Annotated in this window: 20 protein-coding genes and 1 tRNA gene; 15 read left to right on the top strand and 6 right to left on the bottom strand. The window is 61.7% G+C overall.

All coding sequences use genetic code 11. The features are described from left to right. Positions 1 to 89: 89 nt before the first annotated feature. A complete protein-coding gene (locus tag EOW68_RS15665; RefSeq protein ID WP_128226107.1) occupies positions 90 to 1,091 on the top strand; it encodes a methyl-accepting chemotaxis protein in 1,002 nt (333 codons plus the stop codon). Between the two features lie 14 nt (positions 1,092 to 1,105). Here the strand turns inward: EOW68_RS15665 and EOW68_RS15660 are convergent, their stop codons facing one another. Next, the gene (locus tag EOW68_RS15660; protein WP_128226106.1) at positions 1,106 to 2,221 is read right to left on the bottom strand and encodes a tRNA (guanine(26)-N(2))-dimethyltransferase; all 1,116 of its coding nucleotides are present in this window, start codon (positions 2,219 to 2,221) and stop codon (positions 1,106 to 1,108) included. Between the two features lie 78 nt (positions 2,222 to 2,299). Here EOW68_RS15660 and EOW68_RS19095 point away from each other — a divergent pair, with 78 nt between their 5' ends. The 9 genes from EOW68_RS19095 to EOW68_RS15620 all read left to right on the top strand — a co-directional run bounded on the left by EOW68_RS19095 (position 2,300) and on the right by EOW68_RS15620 (position 11,253). Next, positions 2,300 to 2,416, top strand: coding sequence for a DUF7859 family protein (locus EOW68_RS19095; protein WP_436933442.1), 117 nt, complete (start codon positions 2,300 to 2,302; stop codon positions 2,414 to 2,416). A 40-nt stretch (positions 2,417 to 2,456) separates the two neighbouring features. Then, a complete protein-coding gene (locus EOW68_RS15655) occupies positions 2,457 to 3,530 on the top strand; it encodes an aminopeptidase (RefSeq protein ID WP_128226105.1) in 1,074 nt (357 codons plus the stop codon). A 256-nt stretch (positions 3,531 to 3,786) separates the two neighbouring features. After that, the gene (locus EOW68_RS15650; protein WP_128226104.1) at positions 3,787 to 4,830 is read left to right on the top strand and encodes an AAA family ATPase; all 1,044 of its coding nucleotides are present in this window, start codon (positions 3,787 to 3,789) and stop codon (positions 4,828 to 4,830) included. A gap of 470 nt (positions 4,831 to 5,300) precedes the next feature. Further along, on the top strand, positions 5,301 to 5,933 hold the full coding sequence (locus EOW68_RS15645) for a helix-turn-helix domain-containing protein (RefSeq protein WP_128226103.1): 633 nt from the start codon (positions 5,301 to 5,303) through the stop codon (positions 5,931 to 5,933). Between the two features lie 157 nt (positions 5,934 to 6,090). After that, positions 6,091 to 7,398 carry an O-acetylhomoserine aminocarboxypropyltransferase/cysteine synthase family protein gene (locus tag EOW68_RS15640; protein ID WP_128226102.1) on the top strand — a complete coding sequence of 436 codons (1,308 nt, stop codon included), beginning with the start codon at positions 6,091 to 6,093 and terminating at the stop codon, positions 7,396 to 7,398. A gap of 53 nt (positions 7,399 to 7,451) precedes the next feature. Continuing rightward, entirely contained in the window at positions 7,452 to 8,477 is a 1,026-nt protein-coding gene (locus tag EOW68_RS15635) for a zinc ribbon domain-containing protein (RefSeq protein ID WP_431358978.1), read from the top strand. Between the two features lie 39 nt (positions 8,478 to 8,516). Beyond that, positions 8,517 to 9,071, top strand: coding sequence for a DUF2062 domain-containing protein (locus EOW68_RS15630; RefSeq protein WP_128226100.1), 555 nt, complete (start codon positions 8,517 to 8,519; stop codon positions 9,069 to 9,071). A gap of 127 nt (positions 9,072 to 9,198) precedes the next feature. After that, positions 9,199 to 10,710, top strand: coding sequence for a hypothetical protein (locus tag EOW68_RS15625; RefSeq protein WP_431358977.1), 1,512 nt, complete (start codon positions 9,199 to 9,201; stop codon positions 10,708 to 10,710). 459 nt (positions 10,711 to 11,169) lie between these two features. Further along, positions 11,170 to 11,253, top strand: a tRNA-Leu gene (locus tag EOW68_RS15620). A gap of 183 nt (positions 11,254 to 11,436) precedes the next feature. Here the strand turns inward: EOW68_RS15620 and EOW68_RS15615 are convergent. The 3 genes from EOW68_RS15615 to EOW68_RS15605 form a co-directional block, all read right to left on the bottom strand. After that, on the bottom strand, positions 11,437 to 12,519 hold the full coding sequence (locus tag EOW68_RS15615) for a metal ABC transporter permease (protein ID WP_128226098.1): 1,083 nt from the start codon (positions 12,517 to 12,519) through the stop codon (positions 11,437 to 11,439). Then, complete coding sequence (locus tag EOW68_RS15610; protein WP_128226097.1) at positions 12,516 to 13,259, bottom strand: metal ABC transporter ATP-binding protein; 744 nt, start codon at positions 13,257 to 13,259, stop codon at positions 12,516 to 12,518. The genes EOW68_RS15615 and EOW68_RS15610 overlap by 4 nt, the downstream gene beginning before the upstream one ends. A gap of 89 nt (positions 13,260 to 13,348) precedes the next feature. Beyond that, positions 13,349 to 14,422: a metal ABC transporter solute-binding protein, Zn/Mn family gene (locus EOW68_RS15605; RefSeq protein WP_128226149.1), complete on the bottom strand. Its 1,074-nt coding sequence runs from the start codon at positions 14,420 to 14,422 to the stop codon at positions 13,349 to 13,351. A gap of 171 nt (positions 14,423 to 14,593) precedes the next feature. Here EOW68_RS15605 and EOW68_RS15600 point away from each other — a divergent pair, with 171 nt between their 5' ends. The 4 genes from EOW68_RS15600 (at position 14,594) to EOW68_RS15585 (ending at position 18,080) form a co-directional block, all read left to right on the top strand. After that, complete coding sequence (locus EOW68_RS15600) at positions 14,594 to 14,734, top strand: hypothetical protein (RefSeq protein ID WP_431358976.1); 141 nt, start codon at positions 14,594 to 14,596, stop codon at positions 14,732 to 14,734. An 87-nt stretch (positions 14,735 to 14,821) separates the two neighbouring features. Then, positions 14,822 to 15,655, top strand: coding sequence for an inositol monophosphatase family protein (locus tag EOW68_RS15595; protein WP_128226095.1), 834 nt, complete (start codon positions 14,822 to 14,824; stop codon positions 15,653 to 15,655). Between the two features lie 72 nt (positions 15,656 to 15,727). Continuing rightward, positions 15,728 to 16,876 carry a DUF63 family protein gene (locus tag EOW68_RS15590; protein ID WP_128226094.1) on the top strand — a complete coding sequence of 383 codons (1,149 nt, stop codon included), beginning with the start codon at positions 15,728 to 15,730 and terminating at the stop codon, positions 16,874 to 16,876. A 64-nt stretch (positions 16,877 to 16,940) separates the two neighbouring features. Further along, positions 16,941 to 18,080 (top strand): site-2 protease family protein, encoded by a 1,140-nt coding sequence (locus EOW68_RS15585; RefSeq protein ID WP_128226093.1) that lies wholly within the window; start codon positions 16,941 to 16,943, stop codon positions 18,078 to 18,080. 13 nt (positions 18,081 to 18,093) lie between these two features. Here EOW68_RS15585 and EOW68_RS15580 read toward each other — a convergent pair whose 3' ends face one another. Then, positions 18,094 to 19,098: an AAA family ATPase gene (locus EOW68_RS15580; protein ID WP_128226092.1), complete on the bottom strand. Its 1,005-nt coding sequence runs from the start codon at positions 19,096 to 19,098 to the stop codon at positions 18,094 to 18,096. Between the two features lie 387 nt (positions 19,099 to 19,485). Here EOW68_RS15580 and EOW68_RS15575 point away from each other — a divergent pair, with 387 nt between their 5' ends. Then, positions 19,486 to 19,974 (top strand): flavin reductase family protein, encoded by a 489-nt coding sequence (locus EOW68_RS15575; RefSeq protein WP_128226091.1) that lies wholly within the window; start codon positions 19,486 to 19,488, stop codon positions 19,972 to 19,974. Between the two features lie 18 nt (positions 19,975 to 19,992). Here the strand turns inward: EOW68_RS15575 and EOW68_RS15570 are convergent, their stop codons facing one another. Then, positions 19,993 to 21,201 (bottom strand): iron-containing alcohol dehydrogenase family protein, encoded by a 1,209-nt coding sequence (locus tag EOW68_RS15570; RefSeq protein ID WP_128226090.1) that lies wholly within the window; start codon positions 21,199 to 21,201, stop codon positions 19,993 to 19,995. Positions 21,202 to 21,321 lie beyond the last annotated feature (120 nt).

Below are 21,321 nucleotides of genomic sequence, written 5' to 3'. Positions count from 1 at the left end.
ACTCTGGGACCTGTCCAGTTATCAAATAGATCATAACACCTCACTAGTCTGGTATGCTTTTTAATCAGATCTGGATAGTATACGTTTGTATGGCACAGCAAACGGATAGTACGGTACTTTCGGATACTGCGGGTGATCTACACTCGGATATCGACGACGAGATGGACGATGCGGTCGACCAGGATATCGACACCGATCAGGGGTACGAACACGAGGCGGCGAACGACGCTCAGAACTCGCTTGCAGAGCTTCAGGAGTCCGCGGAAGAGATCGCGGAACGCATCGGTGGTATTCGTGAGGGAACCCAGGAACAACACGAGGGGATCGAGCAGGTTTCCCAGGAGGTGTCGAATCTCTCGGCGGCAGTCGAGGAGATCGCATCCTCCTCGGAGGAGGTCTCTTCTGCGAGTCGAGAAGCGCGGGAACTGGCAAACGAGGGCCAGGAGACCGCGACCGACGTCAGCGAGGCGATGGAAGATATCGGCGATGCAGCGGACGAGGTCGCGACTGACGTCCGGACGATCCAGGAGCGCGTCGAGGAGATCGACGAGATCGTCGAGGTGATCAACGACATCGCCGACCAGACCAACATGCTCGCGTTGAACGCCTCGATCGAGGCAGCACGCGCCGGTGAGGCAGGCGAGGGCTTCGCCGTCGTCGCCGAGGAGGTGAAATCACTCGCCGAGGAATCCCAGGATCAGGCCGGACGGATCGAGGAGATGATCGACCAGATCCAGGAGGACACCGCAGTCGCAGTCGAGAGTCTCGACCGCAACAACGAGCGCATCGACGAGGGGATCGACTCCGTCGAGGAGGCTGTCGACATCCTCGGCGAGATTCACGGCGTCGTCGAGGAAGTGTCGAACGGGATCGCGGAGGTCGCGAGTGCGACCGACGAACAGGCCGCCTCGACCGAGGAGGTCGCGAGCATGATCGATCAGTCGGCCTCGGCTGCGGCACAGATCTCCTCGGAGACCGGCGAAATCGCACAGGAGGTCACCCAGCAATCCGAACTCATCGCCGACATCGACCGCGCGATGGACGATCTCGTCGCCGACTTCGAAGGGGACACTGCAGTGGCCGACGACTGACGGCCTGATCGGTTCTATTCTTTCTCGAACAGTCCGGCCGTTGCGTCACGGATGTCGTCGACTGACGCCAGCGTTTTGAATGTCGTGCCGCCGTAGTGTGTCCGGGAGGCGTCGTATCCTGCGGCTCGGAGTGCTCCCAGAAACTCGGCCATCGCGGGCGCGGGTTCGCCCCACTGCTCGCAGAGTTCGTGCTGATCGAAGTGTGTCGGAGCGTCGAGCTCTGCTTCGATACGGCCGAGGAGATCGGTCGCCCTGCTTGCGGTTCCCATCTCCTCGGTGATCTCCGCGCGCACTGCGTCGACAAAATCGCGGTCGTGGGGAAGCGCCAGCCAGAGCGGGCCGGCAGTCTCGATATCGCTCCCACAGTTCGGACAGCAGTCGGGTGGATCGGCGATCAGTCCCGTCGCTGATTCGCGGTGCAGACAGCTCCGGCAGTGATGGACGTATCCGAGGCTGTCGATTACGTCGTTCGCCACGCGTGCGCCGCGGTCGAGTTCGAGGTAGGTCCGGACGTAGTGGTTCGTCGCGTGGGTCAGGATGGGTTTTACGGCGATGTCGTAGCGTGCGCCGGTGCGGGCGAGTGCACCGAGGAGGATGCGAACCCCCATCTCGGCGTGGTACTCCGTGTTTCGCGGGACCGCGCTGTAGGAGCGAACGCCGCTCTCGAAGTGTGCGCCACACAGCGGGGCCGTATCTGTGGCGGTCACACAGAGTAGATTTCTGGTTCCCTGGAAGGCAGCATCGGCGAATGGGATCGGTGTCCCGAAGGGATCGAGATCGACCACGTCGAAATAGTCCTCGTGGAGCAGGGCGTTCACGTCCCGATGGATCGTCTCGCCGTCGAGGTCGTTCCGGTCGAAGTTCTCCCGACAGAGCGCGAGTGCGTCTTCGTCGACGTCACAGCAGGCCGTCTCCCAGCCATCTGCCGCGGCTCGTACCCCGCGGATGCCGCTTGCGGCCATCGCGTCGAGATACGTCTGTGCGCGTGGTTCCCGGTTCTGGTAGGCACGCAACACGGCGATCGTCAGATCCCGGTTCAGTTCCTGGACCGGGTTGAAAAAGACAGCGTCGGAGACGCCCTCCTCCTGTTCGGGCACGTCGATCTCGATATCCCCCTCCCGGACGAGCATACGCTCCCTGACAGGGCCACGGCGAAAAGTGATACGATCGGTCGTAACCTCTTTTTTGTTGCTCGACAAATCGACCCTATGAACGATGTCATCGTCTTCACCGTCCTCGGGATGATCCTGCTGTTCGTCTTCTTCGTCTTCCTGTTGCTCCGGCGGACCGCGCAGGGATTCAAGGAAGGCATGCAGGGGAAGTAGAACCCAAAACGGTTTGACGCTGCCGTCCGGCAGTGACAGTATGGATCCACGGGTTCGTGAACACGCAGAGATCATCGCAGAGCACTCGGTCGATCTGCAGTCCGGTGACAACGTCGTCATCGCCACACCACCGGCCGCGGACGACCTCGCTGTCGCCCTCCACGAGGTTGTCGGGGACTACGGTGCGAATCCGGTCGCGCTGAACGCCGATAGTCGAAGCAGTCGGGCGTATCTCAGAAGTAGCGACGACTTCGAGACGCCAGAGCACAAACTCGCACTCGTCGAGGAGACGGACGTCTATATTGCTGTCCGCGCGGACACGAACGTCACCGAGTCGAGCGACGTCGATCCGGAGACCAACGCCGAATACTCGCAGGCCAACCAGCCGATCCTCAGCGAACGGCTCTCGAAACGCTGGTGTCTCACGCAGTTCCCCGCGCCGGCCAACGCCCAATTGGCCGAGATGAGCACCGAAGGCTACGAGAACTTCGTCTGGGACGCGATCAACAAGGACTGGGATGCTGTCCGGGAACACCAGGCACAGATGGTCGAGATCCTCGATCCCGCCTCGGAGGTCCGGATCGTCTCCGGCGACACCACAGACGTGACGATGAGCGTCGATGGCAACCCGACGCTGAACGACTACGGCGAGAAGAACCTCCCCGGTGGCGAGGTCTTCACCGCACCAGTGTCGGACAGTGTCGAGGGTGAGGTCCTCTTCGACAAGCCGCTGTACCACCAGGGCCGCGAGGTGACCGACGTCTCCCTGGAGTTCGAGGATGGCGAGGTCGTCGACCACGCCGCCGAGAAGAACGAGGACGTCCTGACAGAGGTGCTCAATACCGACGACGGCGCGCGCTATCTCGGCGAACTCGGCATCGGGATGAACCGCGATATCGACCAGTTTACCTACAACATGCTGTTCGACGAGAAGATGGGCGATACCGTCCACATGGCTGTCGGCCGTGCCTACGACGACACGGTCGGCGAGGACAACGAGCGAAACGAGAGCGCAGTCCACGTCGACATGATCGTCGATATGAGCGAGGACTCGCGGATCGAGGTGGACGGCGAGGTCGTGCAGGAAGACGGGACGTTCGTTTTCGAGGAGTAGTCACACCCACCGAACGCGAGGCAGAGCCGAGCGTTCGGACTTTTTCATCGACGTTTTTCAAGGAGTGGTGCGCTCTCCGAGCGCACCCGACGCAGAAAAAGTTCGTGTGCGAGGACTCGCGGATCGAGGTGGACGGCGAGGTCGTGCAGGAAGACGGGACGTTCGTTTTCGAGGAGTAGTGTGGTGTGCTTCGCGCACCCGAACGAGAAAAAAGTGGTCCACTGAACTTTTTGCTACGTGTCCCCGAGGTGGGTGTATGGACCCCGAGACGGCAGGACGCATTTCCGAGGACATTCTCGATGGAATCGGCGAGGCCGTCATCGCAGACCGCCAGTTCCTCCGCACTACGCTCACGGGCATTCTCGCCCGTGGCCACGTCCTCCTGGAAGACGTCCCCGGCACCGGCAAGACACTGACAGCCCGGAGTTTCGCGACCGCCCTCGGACTCTCCTTCCAGCGCATCCAGTTCACCCCCGATCTGTTGCCCGCGGATATCACGGGTTCGAACATCTACAACGACAGCACCGGCGAGTTCGAGTTCTCGCGTGGCCCGGTCTTTGCGAATCTCGTCCTGGCCGACGAGATCAACCGCGCGCCACCGAAGACACAGGCTGCGCTCCTGGAGGCGATGGGCGAACGACAGGTGACCGTCGACGGCGATACATACCCACTCCCGGAGCCGTTTTTCGTCATCGCCACCCAGAACCCCGTCGAGCAGGAGGGAACCTTCGGACTGCCGGAGGCCCAGCGCGACCGATTCATGATCAAGACCTCGCTCGGCTACCCCTCTGCAGACGGCGAGCGAACGATGCTCGACCGGCGTGCCGACCGCGACGTACAGACGCCCTCCGTCGGTTCTGTTGTCGATCCAGATCGTGTGCTCGATCTCCAGGCCGTTCCCGAGGGGGTCGCCGTCGATCCACGGCTGCGGGATTACATCATCCAGCTCGGCCGCCACACCCGGCGTGACGACCGCGTCGAAGTGGGGATCTCGCCGCGGGGCATCCAGCGGCTGTTCGAGGCCTCACGAGCGCGGGCGGCCGTCGCCGGGCGCTCGTTCGTCGTCCCCGACGATATCAAGGAGATGGTCCATCCGGTGTTCGTCCACCGGATCGTGTTGCGAGCCGACGCGAGCATCCGGAACGTCGCGGCCCGCGATGTGATCACCGACGCACTCGACACGGTCGAGATCCCTGCAGTCGGTGGGTCAGAACAGAAGAGTAACCACCAGCGAACAGAGTTTTCGGACCCGGAGGAGCACATCGAACAGTCGGCCAGTCACCCACAGCGCGAGGACTGACAGGCGACGGTGGCCGCCGCCGGCGATCACGCCATCTCGCCGGTTCGTCTCCGCGCCCGCCTGTTGCTAGATCCGTCTGTAGTATGGTGCTTCATAGTGATTATTGCGAGTCTTTACCGCCAGTTTCTGATAGAACCGGTCTATTAGGGCCGAAACAGCCTTTTTGGCTGCCGTACTGAAAATTACCGTAATAATCACGATCAGTGGTCTTGACCGCGATTCCTGAACACTGTCGGGTCGCACCAGCACGTCGTCAGATCGGACGGCGTCGATGAGATCGAGTATCCGGCTGTGCCCGACCAGCAGTGCTCACTGGCCTGTGTCACCTCTCAGATGAAGACGGCAGGTCGCTCGATGGCGTCGTCGCCGTACATTGTAGAAGACCACTCCGCTGGTTCCAACAGCCTGGTAATTCCCAGATACTGAGAACAGCCAGCTTGCTATTTTCCGGATCGTTCCTAGCTCCGGGTATGACTGGCGTCCGCGCCGAGTTCGTCTTCGAACAGCCCGAGAACTGCCCGGTCGCGGCGGCATCCGAGGGGACCGACGACTCACTCAGGGATATCTCGTGGGCGAGTACGAGGGGGGAGACGGTCGCCGAACAGTTCACCGCGAGCAGTGAGTTGCCGGAGATCGACGCCGAGGAGGTGTTCGATTACGGTCCCCAGCGCGTCTACGAGTTCGAACGTGACCGTGACCGCTCCTGTATCTGTAGTTTCATCGAGGAGTCACTCGGCCCGGTGCGAGATGCCTACGCCACGGATGGCAACCTCCACATCACACTCCACGCCGGCGACATGGAGCATCTGCGGGAACTACTCGGCGACCTCGACGATCGCTTTGGCTCTGTTCGCATCGAGTATCTCGTCCGCGGGCGGGCGGAGGCCAGCGATGCAGAGATCGTCCCGGTCGATCTCCGGCGACTCACGGACCGACAGCGCGAGGTCCTCCAGATGGCCCACGAGATGGGCTATTTCGAGTATCCCAGGGATGCGAACGCGAGCGAGATCGCCGAGGCGCTGGATATCCAGCCCTCGACGTTCACCGAGCATCTGAACGCTGCACAGACGAAACTGCTGGACGAGTTGCTTGCCAGTGACTGATACTGATTATTGCGAGTCTTTCCCACTCCGGCAACGCAAGCTGTCCGTTACACGCCGTGATACAACGAGATTTTGGACTCGGTCACGAAAATAACCGCAATAATCAGTATGATACGTGGGGGAAGATACAAATCCGGGCGCAGCAACCACTGATTGTATGACAGACGACGATATCTACACAGACGCACTGCACGCCGGGCAGCAGCCCGACCCCGCGACGGGATCGCGCGCACCACCGATCTACCAGACGACCTCCTACGTCTTCGACGACGACGAACACGCGGCAGAACTGTTCGCGCTCGAAGACGAGCCGATGGCTTACGCGGCCGCCTACACGGGGAAGAACATCTACAGCCGGATCATGAATCCGACGACGATGATGCTCGAAAACCGGCTGGCGAAACTCGAAGGCGGGATCGGCTCGATCACGACCGCCAGCGGGATGTCGTCGCTGGATCTCGCGACGTTCCTGCTCGCCGAGGCCGGCGACAACATCGTCACCGCCTCCGCGCTGTACGGCGGCACCTACACCTACTTCACCCACACGGCCGACCGGCGCGGGATCGAGGCCCGCTTCGTCGATACGCTTGACTACGAGGCCTACGAGGAGGCTATCGACGAGGACACCGCCTACGTCCACGCGGAGACGATCGGCAACCCCGCGCTCGTGACGCCGGATCTCGACCGACTCGGCGAGATCGCCGACGACCACGACGTCCCACTGTTTATCGACAACACGTTCGCGACACCGTATCTCTGCAACCCATTCGAGTACGGCGCGAACCTGATCTGGCACTCCACGACGAAGTGGATCCACGGCAGCGGTTCGACGGTCGGCGGCGCACTCGTCGACGGTGGGAACTTCGACTGGGCGGACAGCGATTACCCGGAGATCGGCGAGGACAACCCAGCCTACCACGGCATCAACTTCGCAGAGCGCTTCGGCGAGGCGGCCTTTACCTTCGCCGCGCGTGCCCGGGGGCTGCGCGACCTGGGTAACCAGCAGTCGCCGTTCGACGGCTGGGTGACGATGCAGAAACTCGAATCGCTCCCGATGCGGATGCAGCGCCACTGTGACAACGCGATGGCGGTCGCGGAGTATCTCGAAGATCACCCCGAGGTCGCCTGGATCAACTACCCTGGCCTGGAGTCTCACGAGACCCACGACAACGCCACGGAGTACCTCGACAACGGCTACGGCGGGATGATCACCTTCGGGCTAGAGAACGGCTACGAGGGTGGCCGGCAGATCTGTCGCGAGGTCGAACTCGCCAGTCTGCTGGCCAACGTCGGCGACGCGAAGACGCTCATCATCCACCCCGCGAGCACGACCCACCAGCAACTCACCGAAGAAGAACAGGTTGCCTCGGGGACGACACCCGATATGGTCCGGCTCTCCGTCGGGCTGGAAGCGACCGAGGACATCGTCGCGGATCTGGACCAGGCAATCGAGAGCGCGACCTGACCGACCACACTGCACTGTTTTTATCACTACTCAGGGAGTATCGACAGACAACTGTGCCATACTGCACGAACTGCGGCGAGGAGGTGACCGACGAGCAGCGATACTGCAGTTACTGCGGTGAGCCCGTCGGTGGCGGGAATCGTCGCGACAACCGCCCTCGCGAGCAGGCAACTCCCGACCGCGATCAGTCGCCTCCCGAACGCGGACAGCCAGCAGCCGACGATCGGCAGCCAGAGCCGGCCTCAGGAGCCGGTCGTCAGCAGAGCGGACACCAGCAGGCCGGACCCCGGACAGGGCCGGCGACCGGTGGTCGAGCCCGTGATGTGGGTCCACGGACCGGGACTGTCGAACTGTACGTCGGCTCGCTCCGGCGGATCTTTAGTCATCCACTCCCGCTTCTTGCGATCTTCGTCGCCTGGTTCGTGTTCTCCGCACAGATTCTGCTGGCCCCCACTGCCGCGCTGCTGGTGTCACTGCTCAGTGGCGTCCTCGGCCTCGTCGCCGCGGGTGTGCTCTATCTTCGAACGGACGCCGAGCTTACCGGCGAGGAGGTCCCGATCAGTGCGGCCTACGCCGAGGTGTTCGGGGCCGGGCTGTCACTCCTCGTGGTCTGGCTGGTGTACGTGATTGCGCTGTCTGTCGGACTCGCGCTTTTCATCCTCCCCGGGCTGTATCTCGGTGGCCGGCTGCTGCTGGCCTTCCCGGCCTGTGTGCTCGACGGCGAGGGTGCAATCGAGAGTCTGAAGACGAGCTGGCAACTCACGAGCCCTGTCAGTCTCAAACCGATCGGATTCCTGCTACTCGCCTTCGTGACGTTGATCGGGCTGACGCTGGTGCTGGTGATCCCACAGGCAGTGACGCTCGGGATCTTCGGTGTCGAGTTACCGGCTGTCGAAACTGTCGAGACCATCGAGGACGCACTCGATATCTTCGATAACCCGCGATACATCCTGATCAATTCGTTCTATCAGGCGATCGCACTCGCGATCCCAGTCGGCGCAGTGCAGATCGCCGCGACCCGGCTGTATCGCGAACAGCGACCGGCCGGGGAGCCGAGTCGTCGAGATGGATCGAGCTAGTCGGTAGCTTCTTGTAGCTCTCATCGAAACGCCAAGACGATGGTACGGGCACGGATCAGCCGGTACGGTGCCACGATTCGGGCCGAGATCTACAGCTCGTTCACCGAGGAGTACACCACACGACAGGTCGCGGCGAGTTTCTCCATCGGGACGTTCATCACGATGTTGCCGACACTCGGCACCGGGCTATTTTTATTTGTCGTCCTCGCCTACCTCGTCAACTGGATCAACAAGATCTCACTTTTCGCCTCTGTTCTCGTCTTCAATCCGGCCGTCAAGTGGGGCGTCTACGCCGCGAGTTTTACCCTCGGGCTCGTCTTGCTCGGCCCCGTCGACGGCTTCGGGATCGGCGATGTCCCCTCGCTCTCCGAGGGGAGCCCGATCGTCGTCCGGCTGCTGGTCGGGAATACGATCCTCGCAATCGTCGCTGCGGCCCTGGCCTACGTCGTCGTCTACCGGCTGCTTGCGGCCTACGAACAGAACCAGTTCCCGGTCGTCGAGGAGACTGTCGACGAGTTCGTCGACGAACTCGAAACCCAGGTGACTGCGGACGACCAGCAAAGTGACACTGGACGACCCGGTAAGGCGGATTGACTGCCGAACCTGTCTGGGCAGTGCCAGCCATCGAGCGTTTTATTATCTTCTATGAGAACTGTATCTACGGGGATTATCTATTCCACCACACACTGAGGGGCCGGGAGATCGGCCTGAGGAGGGTGATTTGTCCGAAGAGCCCCCGCTCTCTCCGTTCGACAGTATTATTTCTGATACTGAGTCAGTGTGTGGACGAATCACCAGCCCGGGTGGGATAACTCGCATCAAGGGTGGTGATCAGCTGGCAGTCGACCGGCGGGTCGTCACCCTCGTCACCGACCGGCGGATTCTATTCACGACGCCAGACGAGAACGCAGTCGAGACGGTGGCCCTCGATTACGACCAGATTGTCTCGCTCTCCTCGCCCGGAAGTGAGCTGCTAGAGCTGACGACGGCAACCGGCATCGGGCTCGAATGGCCCCTCGCTGGCGAGACGTCCTGGACGAGCGGCACGATCAGACATCTCTGCTGGATCGGGGATGTCAGGAACCGTCTCCGGAGCTGTCAGAACGACGTCAAGCTTGCCGCTGGCGAAATCCGCACCCACGCGGAGAGACGGGAGTGGGACGAGGGAGCGGACACGTATCGGGAGATGCGTGCGGAGATCGACGATCTCTGCAATCTTGTCTTCGCGACTGGGCCGGTCGAGCCGGCGGTGCTCGCCCCAGAGCTCACGGAGATCGAACGCGAGCTAGAGGAGGCCAACACGCGGTTGCTCATCGAGCGGGCACAGTCCCAGCTGGATCTCGCCCGACAGCTGGTCGAAAACGGCGATTACATCCAGGGCCGGCGCGTGCTCGGCCAGGCCCAGCACTACTACAGCCGCGCCCAGGAGCGAAACGATGCGGTCAAGCGCGGCGATGCGTTCCAGTTCGGTGCGCAGCGGGAGCTGACCGAGGATCTCCAGCGCCTGGGCTGGCAGATCGAGACCGTCGCGGCCGAACCGGTCAAACAGGCCCACGAAGCGAAGATACGGGCCGAAACGGCGACAGAACTCTCGGAGGAACTCGACCACTGGGAGACCGCGTTCAATCGGTACGGCCACGTCCTGACACTCGAGTGGGGCAACGACGAACGGAACTTCGCTGGCGATCCGGGTGAACTCCGCGCCGAGATCGAACGGGCTGCCAGTCGACTGGTCGACCTGCACTGTCGGGCAGGCTACGAACGCTGGAACACCGGTGGGGAACTGGCGGAAACCGACGAGTACAAAGCGGCGTTGCAGTCCTGTCTCGACGCACAGGCACATCTCGAACGCGCCCACGAACTGGCCACGGAGTTCGAACCAGCCCGTGCCGAAGAGATCGCGACCCGGCTCGAAAAGATGGCTGATGCGGTGATACGAATGCGGAACGCGACTGCTGTCGGGGCCGACGAGACGGCGACGGAACAGATCGAATCCAGGGCTGAGACCGCAGCAGAAACCCCGACAGACGAGCAGTCGAAGGAGTTACCATCTGCGAGCGAACTCACCGAACTGGATACCCACCACGAACTCACGCTCGATACCGACGAGTTCTCCGAGCAGGCGGACGACTCGAACGAAGTCGACCATTTCGTCTGGCATTCCCTCGACGACAGTGACTGGACAGACGATGGGCAGACAAACAGTGCCGGGAACAGCGAACAGAAACACTAGACGTTGGCGTCCGTCCGCAAAACCGACGGTTTCAAAATAGCGATACAAAACTCGTGACACCAATCGTAGAAAACAGGAACTGGCGAAAAATATTCGGACTGTGTATTGCGATACTGTTCACCATCGGGAGTGGTATCCTCACACTCTGGGGACTTCTCACAGTGGGCAACGTTGCTGGCAGTGAGACAGACTACTCCGGTCTCTTGTTGTTGCTTTTTTTCGCCCCGATATTTTTCGGGTCACTGATCGTAACGCTAACCGAGATCGAACGGCTGTAAGCCGTCCTCATCAGTTCGAGAACGGAGAGCCGTGAAATCCGAGTTCTGAAGACGTCGGAGGGAGACGGTGCCGTATCGTGAAAGCCTTAAGACAGCCGGTACTGAAAATGTAGGTACAGCGGTTCCACAAACCGCCAATTCAGTGAATTGGGATACAGGAACCGCACGAAAGTATGGCTGTGCGAGGGTAGCCAAGCCTGGAAACGGCGGCGGACTCAAGATCCGCTCCCGTAGGGGTCCATGCGTTCAAATCGCATCCCTCGCACTGTGTGGCCTCGCGGCCCCTCGCAAACAGTGCGCGGAAGATCTGCGAGGTCGCCCACACGGGCGACCTCGTTGCGAGCGGGGAGCACGACGTGCGACCCGCGAGCGGAGCGATCTTCCCTCGCAACTTCTCCCGGCGAGATGCCGGGGATACTTCTCGCCGATCAGCAGCCGAGCGTGCACCTCAGTGGATCGAGAGCTGCCCGACCGACCGATCCGAGACGAGTACGGCGGCGATGTAGAACAGGATCGCGACGATGATAATCGAGCCACCGGCCGGAAGGCTGGCAACCAGCGCGATAAACAGCCCGGTGAGGACGGACACCTGTCCGAACAGGACTGACAGATACAGCGTTTCTCGAAAGCTCTTGCCGAGCTGTGAGGCCGCAGCGGCGGGGATGACGAGCAGGCCAGCGACCAGGATCACGCCGAGAATCTGCATCGCGCCGACGACGACGACGGCAGTCATCACGATCAGAAGCGAGTTGTACCCCCGGACGTTCAACCGGGCGACGCGGGCGGCCTGCTCGTCGAAGGTGATGAAGAGGAACTGCTTGTAGTTGAGGATGACCAGCGCGACGACGGCGACGGTCAACACCGCGACCATCCGCGTTCCTTCGACGGTGACGATCGCGATCTGTCCGAACAGGAAGCCCTCGATGTCGATCCCGATCGCCAGCCGGTCCCGGAACATCGAGATCAGGAGCGTGCCGACGGCGAAACTCCCGGTGAGCACGATCGCGATCGGTACGTCACCGTAGGAGTCGGTGTACTCGGTCAACCATTGTAGACCGAGCGCAGCGATCGCGCTCACGATGAAGGCGACGAAGATGAGCTGATCTCTCGTCCCGGCCATTCCCGTCAGTCCGGCGACGACGACACCGACCGCGACACCCGCGAAGGCAGTGTGTGCGAGTGTCTCGCCGATGAGTGCCATCTGCCGGTGGACGAGAAAGGTGCCGACCAGCGGGCCGACGATTCCGATCAGGACGCCGGTCGCGACGATGCGGATCGTCCCCGGCGACTCGAAGACGCGCGTCCCGAGGAGCGTATCGAGTACTCCGCCGACAGCGACGTACTGATCGAAGATCCCGGCTGCGATCGAGCCGGTCGGTCCGGCAACGAACCGCAGCCAGTCGACCAGACTAAAGCCGAGCATGAGTGCTGCGAGGATGCCTGTCAGGCCCAGGCCGGCCAGTTCGACCGTGCGCCGCGCCCGGCCACTTCCCTGCCCGTCGACCGTCGACTCCGCAGTATCCAGGCTCATGGATGATCGTGGCTGACGATTTTGCCCGTCGTCCCGTAGGCTTCGGCGATTGCGTCACTTTCGAGGAAGGAGACGGTGTCGCCGTGGTGGTACAGTTTGCGGTTGAGACAGGCGATACTGTCGACGTGTTCGGTCAGAATGTCGACGTCGTGTTCGATGAGAATGATCGTGATCCCCTGGTCGTTCAGTTCGTCGAGCAGGTTGTAGAAATCGGTCCGCGAGTCGGCGTCGACGCCGACGGTCGGCTCGTCGAGTGCGAGCAGGTCGGCCTCGGCGGCCAGCGCTCGGGCGATGAAGGTCCGCTGGCGTTGGCCGCCGGAGAGTTTGCCGATCGGTCGTTCCGCGAGATCGGCGATGTCGACCCGTTCGAGCGCGTCGTCGACGAGTTGCTGATCCTCCGGCCCCGGCCGGCGGTGGCCGACGTGGGGGAACCGACCCATCAGCACTGCTTCCCGGACCGACACCGGCATCGAGTTGCTGCGGTCGGTCGCACGCTGTGAGACGTAGCCGATCCGCTCACCCTCGTCGAACTCGGCTGCCGGCTCCCCGAACAGCCTGACACTGCCGCTGTCGGGCTGTTTGAGTCCGATCATCAGATGCAACAGCGTCGTCTTTCCAGAGCCGTTCGGGCCGATCAACCCCAGAAAGGAGCCTTCCTCGACAGCCAGCGAGACATCTTCGACTGCCACGGTCTCGCCGTAGGCGAACGTGACGTCCTCGACTTCGACTGCGGTACTCACTGTCTGTCTCTCTCTTCCGGGCAATAAAAAGCATTATTATCGAGTTATCTATTCTTAATAACTCAGTGAATTCGTTTTTCAGTGGCCTGTTAAGAGGGATTGAGCGCCGCGTCCAGTGAGTCCATGTTCACCTGTTCCATCTGTTCGATCCAGCCCCAGCCGTTTTCTTCCCACTGGTCGGTGGTTCCGGAGACGGGCGTCAGTGGTTCGGCGTGTTCGGCGCTGGATTCTTCGAGAATCGAGTCGACGATCTGTGGGAAATCGTCACCCGGTGAGGAGGATTCGAAGGGGTCGTAGAGGATCGTGTCGATCTCGTTTTCTTCGATTGTCTCGATCAGATTGATGATATCGTCACGGGAGGCGCGTGCATCGGGCGAGATCCCCGTCGGTGTCTTCAGGTCGAAGCCGTATCGCTGCTCGACGTAGCTGTAGGAGTCGTGTCCAGCGAGGATGGCGACGTCGAGTTCCGCAGTATCGACGACCCGACCGAACTCCTCGTGGACGCCCTGGATCTTGTCGTTGTACGCCACTGCGTTCTGTTCGTAGGTGTCGGCATTGTCGGGATCCACGGTCGCGAACTCCTCGGCAAGTCTGTCGACCATCTCCTGTACTGCGACTGGATCGATCCAGATGTGCGGGTCGTGAAACTCGTCTCGCTGCTCGTCCTCGCCATCGTGTTCCGCTTCACTCTCGTGGGTTTCCTCGCTTCCGTTGTCGTCGTGATTCTCTTCGGCGTGGTCGTCCTCTCCCTCGTGGTCGTGGCCGTCGTCGGTGGCCGAGAGCAGATACTGGTCCATCCCGTCGAGCAGATCCACAACCACCACGTCGTCGTGGTCCCGTTCGAGATTGTTCGCGACCCGGCGCGCCCACTCGAAATCCGGCGTATCGAGGTAGATGAACATCCCGGTCGACGCAACCTCGGGTGTGATGTCGGCGTTCGGACTCCAGCCGTGGCCCATCTTGCCGGTGCTGACTGGATTCGCGAAATGCATCTCGTCACCACCGACCTGTTCCGCCCAGTCGTGCAGTGCGAAAAACATCGCGTAACCGTCGGCGTCGGTCTCCTCGGCTCCGAGGCCGACCGCATCGAGACAGCCGGCGAGGCTGCCCGCTGCGGCCAGACCTGCGCCTGCCCTGAGTACGTCCCTCCGTGTCGGGTTCATATCTGAACATACGGCTGGTTATTAAAAAGTATTATTATTCTATTAGACTATCTTAATAACTCCTGACTGCTCTGCACGCTCGGAAAGTAAATGAAAGATCATTATATTTATTACCCTGTAGTCGTACCGTTGTTGTACAGCCTGGAACAGACCGAGGCTGGTGACAAACACATGTACAAGAACTACACTGACACAGAGAATACGGGAGCGCCTCTCGTTCCGATGGTCGAAGAAAACGACGATATCGCCACCGACGGCGGACAGGAAGCCGCACACGAAGAGGTAGTTCTGAGTCACCGGCTTCGAGAGTAGTCCGCGTCTGACCGCCCGTTGTTCTTTTTCGAGTGCCAGTAGACCGGAAAGCGACGGTGCTAAGACTGGCGACACACAGAGTCGGGTATGAGCGAGGCGACCCACCGAGCAGCAGTCACAGAGCGTGCCGCACGGGCGGGCGGTATCGTCGCGAAAAAGCAGTTCCGGACGGCGCTGACGGTCGATACGAAATCCTCGGCGACGGACGTCGTCACGAACGCCGACCGGGAAGCACAGGAACAGGTGCTCGCGACGATCGCAGGGGAGTTCCCCGGGGCACGTGTCGTCTGCGAGGAAGAGCAGGCGGCCGTCGCTGGTGTCGATATCGAGATTCTCGATTCGGTTCCCGAGTCGGGCACCGCGTGGGTCGTCGATCCGATCGACGGCACGGCGAACTACGCCAACGAGATCCGCTTCTGGGCGACGAGTGTGGCGGCCGTCTCGGGTGGCGAACCGGTCGCTGGGGCGACCTATCTCCCATCGATCGGCGATATCTACACCGCTGGACCGGAGAGTGTCTCGCGCAACGACGAACCGATGCGCGTCAGTGACGAGACCGACCCGGACGCGTTCACTGTCGGCCTGCTCGGTCGGTGGTCACCCGAGGAATCCGACCGACACGGTGCGTTCATCCGGGAGACGACCGAACGGTTCGGTGACGGCCGACGGTTCGGCAGTATGCAGGGCGTGCTCGGATTCGTCGCAGCGGGGAGTCTCGACGCCGCGATCATGCCCGATCCACCCGAACCCTGGGACTCCATCACGGGTGTGCATCTGCTTCGCCGTGCCGGCGGGACGGCGACGACAGCCGACGGTGACCGCTGGACACACGGCGTGGGCCCGCTCGTCGTCTCGAACGGCGAGTGTCACGCCCGCGTTTGCGAGGCCGCCCGGGCCTGTCTCGATGCAGTCGAGTCGTAATTCGGCCCCTGCTGTGTACTCGCTCTGCACAGATCCGGAATTCTAAACCGTTTTGCCCTCCCCGTGTCGCATATGGAACTGCTCGAACGGTACGATATCAGTCCCGAATCGGCCTGGATCGGGACGTTCGTCGCCCTCCTCGTCGGCATTGCCGGTGCGGCGGTGGTGTTCACCGAACGCGTCTACTACGGCTTCCTCTGGCGGTACTTCTGGGGACCCGTCCGTGCCGACGCGAACGGGGCCGACTGTGTCGCCTATCTCCGAGACGAGGGTCAGGTTGTCACGAACCCGGATGCAGGCTGTAGCGCCGTCCAGAACGCCTACGTTGCCGAACCCGGATACACAGTCGTCTCGACGCTCGGATACATCCTCATTCTCGTCTTCATGCTCGCGGGGCTGTATCTCCTGCTCGACAGACTTGATCTCTCGCCGTACGACAAATTCGTCTACGCACTCGTGCCGTTCATGCTGTTCGGCGGTGCCCTCCGGACTGTCGAGGACTCGTTCGTCGCTGCCCAGCGCGCCGGTGAGGCCCCGGCGATCGAGTTCCCGGCCAGCGCCCTTCTGATCAGCCCGTTCATCTACTTCACCGTCTTTCTCGTTGCGCTCGGGATTCTTCTCGTGAGTCTGTGGCTCGAACGAAACGAGTACACCGAGACCTACTACTACCCGCTCGGGATTGCAGGCACGGTCTTGCTCGGGGGTTCCTTTTCGTATCTCCTCTTGGTCTCCGCGACCAACGACTGGATGCGGCTGTATCCATCCGTTATCGTTGCGACCCTGGGGATTGCGACACTGCTGGCCTGGGGGACCTACGCTGCTGTCGAGCGGTATCGGCCGGCGGTCCACGCCGGCACCGGGCTCGTCGGACTCGTCGTCATCTGGGGCCACGCCGTCGACGGCCTCGCGAACGTCTTCGCCAACGACTGGACACAGCTCTGGCACGGCGGCGAGTACGGCGCGAAACACCCCTTCAATCAGTTCATCATGGACGCGACGAACGCGATCCAGGGCGGCGAGTCGATCGGTGGTGTCTTTGTCGGCGATTCCTGGCCGTTCCTGCTGGTCAAACTCGCTGTCCCCGTCCTGATACTGGCTGTCTTCGATCGGGAGTTCCTCGAAGAGAACCCACGCTATGGCTTCATGCTGCTCGGCGCGATCGTCGCTGTCGGGCTCGGCCCCGGCACCCGGGATATGATCCGGCTCGCATTCGGTATCTAAGCGCTCGTCGGGGAATTTCTGGTGGAACGATAAAATGTAACATCTTCGCACTCGACTGTTTCACATGAGCAGCTACAACTACACGATCCTCCATATCTGGGGGATTCCGATACGGATCAATATCTCGTTGATCATTTTTCTCCCGGCCCTCGCCTGGCTCATCGGCACCGGTCAGCAGATCGCTGATTACTCGATGTTAATAAACAGCATTACGCCCGCAACCGTCGATCCGGCGACACTCGACGGACCGAACGACCGCTGGATCATCGGTGCGACGGCCGCAGTTGGACTGTTCGGGAGTGTCACGTTCCACGAACTCGGCCACGCGTGGGCAGCGATGCGCTACGAGATCGAGGTCGAATCGATCACGCTCTGGCTGCTCGGCGGACTCGCAGCCCTATCTTCGATGCCAGAGGAGTGGGATCAGGAGTTCTGGATCGCGATTGCCGGCCCGATATCGAGTCTCGTCCTCGCGGCTGGCTGTATCGGCGCACTGCTCGTCATCCCTGAATCAGCCATCCTGCTCGTCTACATTATCGGCTTCATCGCCGTGATGAATATCATCCTCGCGGTGTTCAACATGCTCCCCGCCTTTCCGATGGATGGCGGCCGCGTGCTCCGCGCACTGCTCGCGCGCAATCGGCCCTACGTGAGTGCGACACAGACCGCGGCCCGAGTCGGAACCCTGTTCGCCTTTCTGTTCGCCTTCATCGGAATCGTCGTCGTCTTTAGCCCACTGTTGCTGTTGCTCGCGCTGTTCATCTACATGGCCGCGACGGGTGAATCCCGGTCGGTCGTCATCGCCGAGTTGCTCTCCGGGCTCACGGTCGCCGATCTGATCGACGACACCGAACCAGTCCACGAGGACACGCCCGTCGAGGAGGTGTTCGGTCGGCTGTTCGGTGCCCGCCGATCCGATCTGGCTGTCGTCGACGACTACGGCAACATCGTCGGTGTGCTCACCGCCTCGGCGCTCAAGGACGTGCCACAGGACGAGTACGCCACGAGAACCGTCGGTGAGCTACTCAGGGCAGATCTCCCGCGGATCGACGGCGAGACGACCGCCGCGGACGGACTGTACGAACTGATGCGCGGCCGGGCGGATGTCGCGATCGTCGAACGCGACGGGACGGCTGTCGGTCTCGTCTCGCGATCTGATTTCACCTCCGCGCTGGATCTGCGACGCGAGTCCGTCCCCTTCTGACTCGCTGTGTAAATCACTCCGCGAGATTTGCGAGCAGGTGTGAGACGTGCAGGCGATCGTTCGTTCCGGTGTGGAGGTCCATATCGATCTCGCCGGCGAGCTGGTGGAGTTGTGCGAGTTCGTCGCCAGCGTACCGCGACCGGGCGACATCTAACACGGCTTCGAGCACTTCGCTGCCGCTGTAGCCCTCGTCGACGAGCAGTTCGTCCAGTGTCGACCGGGCGTCGGTAAACTCGCCGGCCTCGGCGTCGGCGATCATCTCCTGAACGCGCTCGTCGGTCCCCACGGCAGAAAGCGTCTCGTAAGCGGCGTTCATCGTGATCTCGCCTTCCTGCTCGTAGGTCGTCTGGGCGCTCAGGATCGCCTTGCGCAGGTCGCCGCTCGCAGCGCCGGCGACGTACTCCAGCCCGTCGTCGTCGTACTCGACACCCTCCGCTTCGACGATTTCTTCGAGTACCTCGATGATCTCGTTCTGGGTCGGGGATCGAACCGGGATCGGGAAACATCGCGATCGGATCGGCGAGATCACCGCGGAGGGCTGGCGGGTGACGATGACGAACTGTGTCGCCTCGTAGTACTGTTCCATCACGCGGCGCAGTGCCTGCTGGAAGTCCTCGCGCATCGCTTCGGCGTTGTCCAGCACGACCGTCTTGTACTCGCCGGTCGCGGGGGAGTAGCTGGCCGACTCCTTGAGGACGTGGTTGATTAGATCCGCCTTGGAGGAGTTCCGGCGGCGTTTGGCGTCGATGAATCGGCTAAAGCGTGGGTCCTTCGCGATCTCTTTTTTCGAGGAATCGAAGAAGTCCGCGACGTTGATCTCGATGCGATCTGCGCCGGGTGTCTCGTGGGCTGCGCGGGTGAGCGCACGGATCGCGGCCGTCTTGCCGCTGCCTTTCGGCCCGTGGACGACCAGGTTCATCGGCTCCGCGAGCGCGCGGTCGAGGTGGTCGCGCAGCTCTGCCTGCGGGAGATCGTCGAGATCGGGGGCGTGTGTCTCTGTCCAGAGTGGCCCGTCCATCGCTGCCGTATAGATGCTCCCCCGGTACAAATCTTCCTTTCGCGTTCGGGCAGGTGCCTCATCACAATTGTGAATATTCGTTCTAGTAGTTACATTTATGATAAATAAACCACAATATCTACTACTATATGGGACCGAAGTTCGATGATTGTAGCGAATGTGGGAAAGAGTTCAAACGAATGTGGGTAAGTGATCCCCGGAAGGGGTACGATGTGCTCAACGAAGGGCCGAAGGCGTGGCGAATCCAGTGCAAAGGCTGCGGGCACAGAATCACTGTCCCGAAACAGGAGACCATTCGAGTGAGTAGCTAACTCGCTGATCGCCACCGACCACGTCTGTCGAGTCCAAGAGCGAATCTTCATCTGTCGGAGTCTCCAACCGGTTGGTATGTCAGATATCGACCTGCGGAGTGTCATGGGTGAGTTCGCAACCGGCGTCACGGCGGTCACGCTAAACAGCGAGTCACCACACGGGATCACAGTCAACGCCTTCACGAGTGTCTCCCTGGAGCCACCGCTCGTCCTGGTCTGTCTCGACCACGACACCGAGGCCCACGAACTGCTCGATTCGGGCGACGCCGACGGCTACTGTGTCAACATTCTCTCTGCCGGCCAGCAGATTCTCGGCGAGTGTTTCGCCGACATGGCCGAGGAGGAAGTCCACCCCTTCGAGGACCACCTCACGACGACTGCCACGACGGGCGCACCGGTCTTTACCGAATCGCTCGGCTACATCGACTGCTCGATCCACGATACCGTCGAGGCTGGCGATCACACGATCTACATCGGCCACGTCGAGGCCGCGGATCTGCTCGAAGACGATCAGGACGCACTCACCTTCTTCGAGGGCGAGTGGGGCACGATTAGCAACGAGTAGTCGCCACTCTGTTCTGTCTCACCACGCGGCTTCGAGGACACCTTTCAGTCCCTCGACCGTCGGCTCGAATTCCGGCGGGCAGTTGTCGAGGAAGGAATCCTCTATCGTCGTCTCGGCGATTGTATCGAGATCACTTCGTTCGAGTCCCTCGACACTCCGGAGCTGTGTCGGTAACTCCAGTGCGTCCCTGACTGCCCGCACTTCCTCGATCACGGCGTTCCCGACCTCGGCTTGCGAGAGCGATCCAGTCTCGATATCGAACGCGCGGGCGAGCAGCTCCCGCCGGCCGTCGACCTGCTCGAAGAGGGACTCGAGTGCGTGCGGTGCGACGATTCCGTGGGCGACTCCCTGCTGGATATCGACCGTTGCTTTCAGCCCGTGGCCGTAGGCGTGAATCAGCGACAGCGTCGTCCCCTCCGGCCGCGAGATACCGTACTGTACGCAGATGATCCCCTGGAGGATTTCCTCTGTTGCCCACGAGTCTGGTTCGTCGGTCAGCGTCGACAGCCCGTCCCAGAGCAGATTGAGCCCCCGCACCGCCGTCCCGTCGGTGATGGGTGTCGCGTTCGCGGCGTACAGCGTCTCGACGCCCTTGTCGAAGCCGTTCATCGCCGAGGCAGTCAGGACCTCTCGGGGTGTCGTCTCGACGAGCGCGGGATCGTAGAACAGCGCAGCCGGCATGAGTCTGGGGTCGGAGACGCCACCACTCCGCTGCTCGTCGACCAGCCCCGACTCTGGATTGGCCGTGATCCCCGCGAGCGCAGAGAGATCCGCGCCAGCCAGTGTCGTCGGCACGGCCACGAGTGGCGGTAACTCGGCTGCCGGTGCCGTTACCGTCCCCGTCTCTGCGAACTCCGTGCCGATCTCGTCACGGTCTCGACCGGACGCCGAAACGACGCTCATCACCTTCGCGACGTCGAGGCTACTCCCGCCACCGACGGCAACGAGAGCGTCGGCGTCGAGTTCACGCATCCGTTCGACGCCCGAAATCGCCGTGTCGAGTCGCTTCGCCGGGGTCGTCTCGTCGAAGATCCCGACAAGTCGATCCCCGAGTCCCTCTTTGATCGGATCTATCACCGCTGGCGTCGACCCGACCGTCTGTCCGCAGACGACGAGTGCGCGAGTACAGTCCTGCCTTGCGAGTTCGTCACCGAGCGCCACCACACAGCCCCGGCCGTGTCTGATGATGCCGGGATCGTACTCGAATCGAAACGCTGTGTTGTGCATACGTTCGAGTGGGCTGGTCGCTCAATAACACTGCTGTTGATCCAGCCATCACGCCCCGACACCGCTGCGCAAATATAAGCCAGTGCCCGGTGTAGAGGTGTAATGTGGTTGTTATCGAAT

Origin of the sequence: Halovenus amylolytica (assembly GCA_004015825.1) — an archaeon.
GTDB classification, from domain to species: Archaea; Halobacteriota; Halobacteria; order Halobacteriales; family Haloarculaceae; genus Halovenus; species Halovenus amylolytica.
This window is presented reverse-complemented; position numbering and strand designations above follow the sequence as displayed.

Coding starts and splice junctions, on each gene's coding strand:
- EOW68_RS15665 (WP_128226107.1), top strand. CDS start 90: ATGGCACAGCAAACGGATAGTACGGTACTTTCGGATACTGCGGGTGAT.
- EOW68_RS15660 (WP_128226106.1), bottom strand. CDS start 2,221: ATGCTCGTCCGGGAGGGGGATATCGAGATCGACGTGCCCGAACAGGAG.
- EOW68_RS19095 (WP_436933442.1), top strand. CDS start 2,300: ATGAACGATGTCATCGTCTTCACCGTCCTCGGGATGATCCTGCTGTTC.
- EOW68_RS15655 (WP_128226105.1), top strand. CDS start 2,457: ATGGATCCACGGGTTCGTGAACACGCAGAGATCATCGCAGAGCACTCG.
- EOW68_RS15650 (WP_128226104.1), top strand. CDS start 3,787: ATGGACCCCGAGACGGCAGGACGCATTTCCGAGGACATTCTCGATGGA.
- EOW68_RS15645 (WP_128226103.1), top strand. CDS start 5,301: ATGACTGGCGTCCGCGCCGAGTTCGTCTTCGAACAGCCCGAGAACTGC.
- EOW68_RS15640 (WP_128226102.1), top strand. CDS start 6,091: ATGACAGACGACGATATCTACACAGACGCACTGCACGCCGGGCAGCAG.
- EOW68_RS15630 (WP_128226100.1), top strand. CDS start 8,517: ATGGTACGGGCACGGATCAGCCGGTACGGTGCCACGATTCGGGCCGAG.
- EOW68_RS15615 (WP_128226098.1), bottom strand. CDS start 12,519: ATGAGCCTGGATACTGCGGAGTCGACGGTCGACGGGCAGGGAAGTGGC.
- EOW68_RS15605 (WP_128226149.1), bottom strand. CDS start 14,422: ATGAACCCGACACGGAGGGACGTACTCAGGGCAGGCGCAGGTCTGGCC.
- EOW68_RS15600 (WP_431358976.1), top strand. CDS start 14,594: ATGTACAAGAACTACACTGACACAGAGAATACGGGAGCGCCTCTCGTT.
- EOW68_RS15595 (WP_128226095.1), top strand. CDS start 14,822: ATGAGCGAGGCGACCCACCGAGCAGCAGTCACAGAGCGTGCCGCACGG.
- EOW68_RS15590 (WP_128226094.1), top strand. CDS start 15,728: ATGGAACTGCTCGAACGGTACGATATCAGTCCCGAATCGGCCTGGATC.
- EOW68_RS15585 (WP_128226093.1), top strand. CDS start 16,941: ATGAGCAGCTACAACTACACGATCCTCCATATCTGGGGGATTCCGATA.
- EOW68_RS15580 (WP_128226092.1), bottom strand. CDS start 19,098: ATGGACGGGCCACTCTGGACAGAGACACACGCCCCCGATCTCGACGAT.
- EOW68_RS15575 (WP_128226091.1), top strand. CDS start 19,486: ATGTCAGATATCGACCTGCGGAGTGTCATGGGTGAGTTCGCAACCGGC.
- EOW68_RS15570 (WP_128226090.1), bottom strand. CDS start 21,201: ATGCACAACACAGCGTTTCGATTCGAGTACGATCCCGGCATCATCAGA.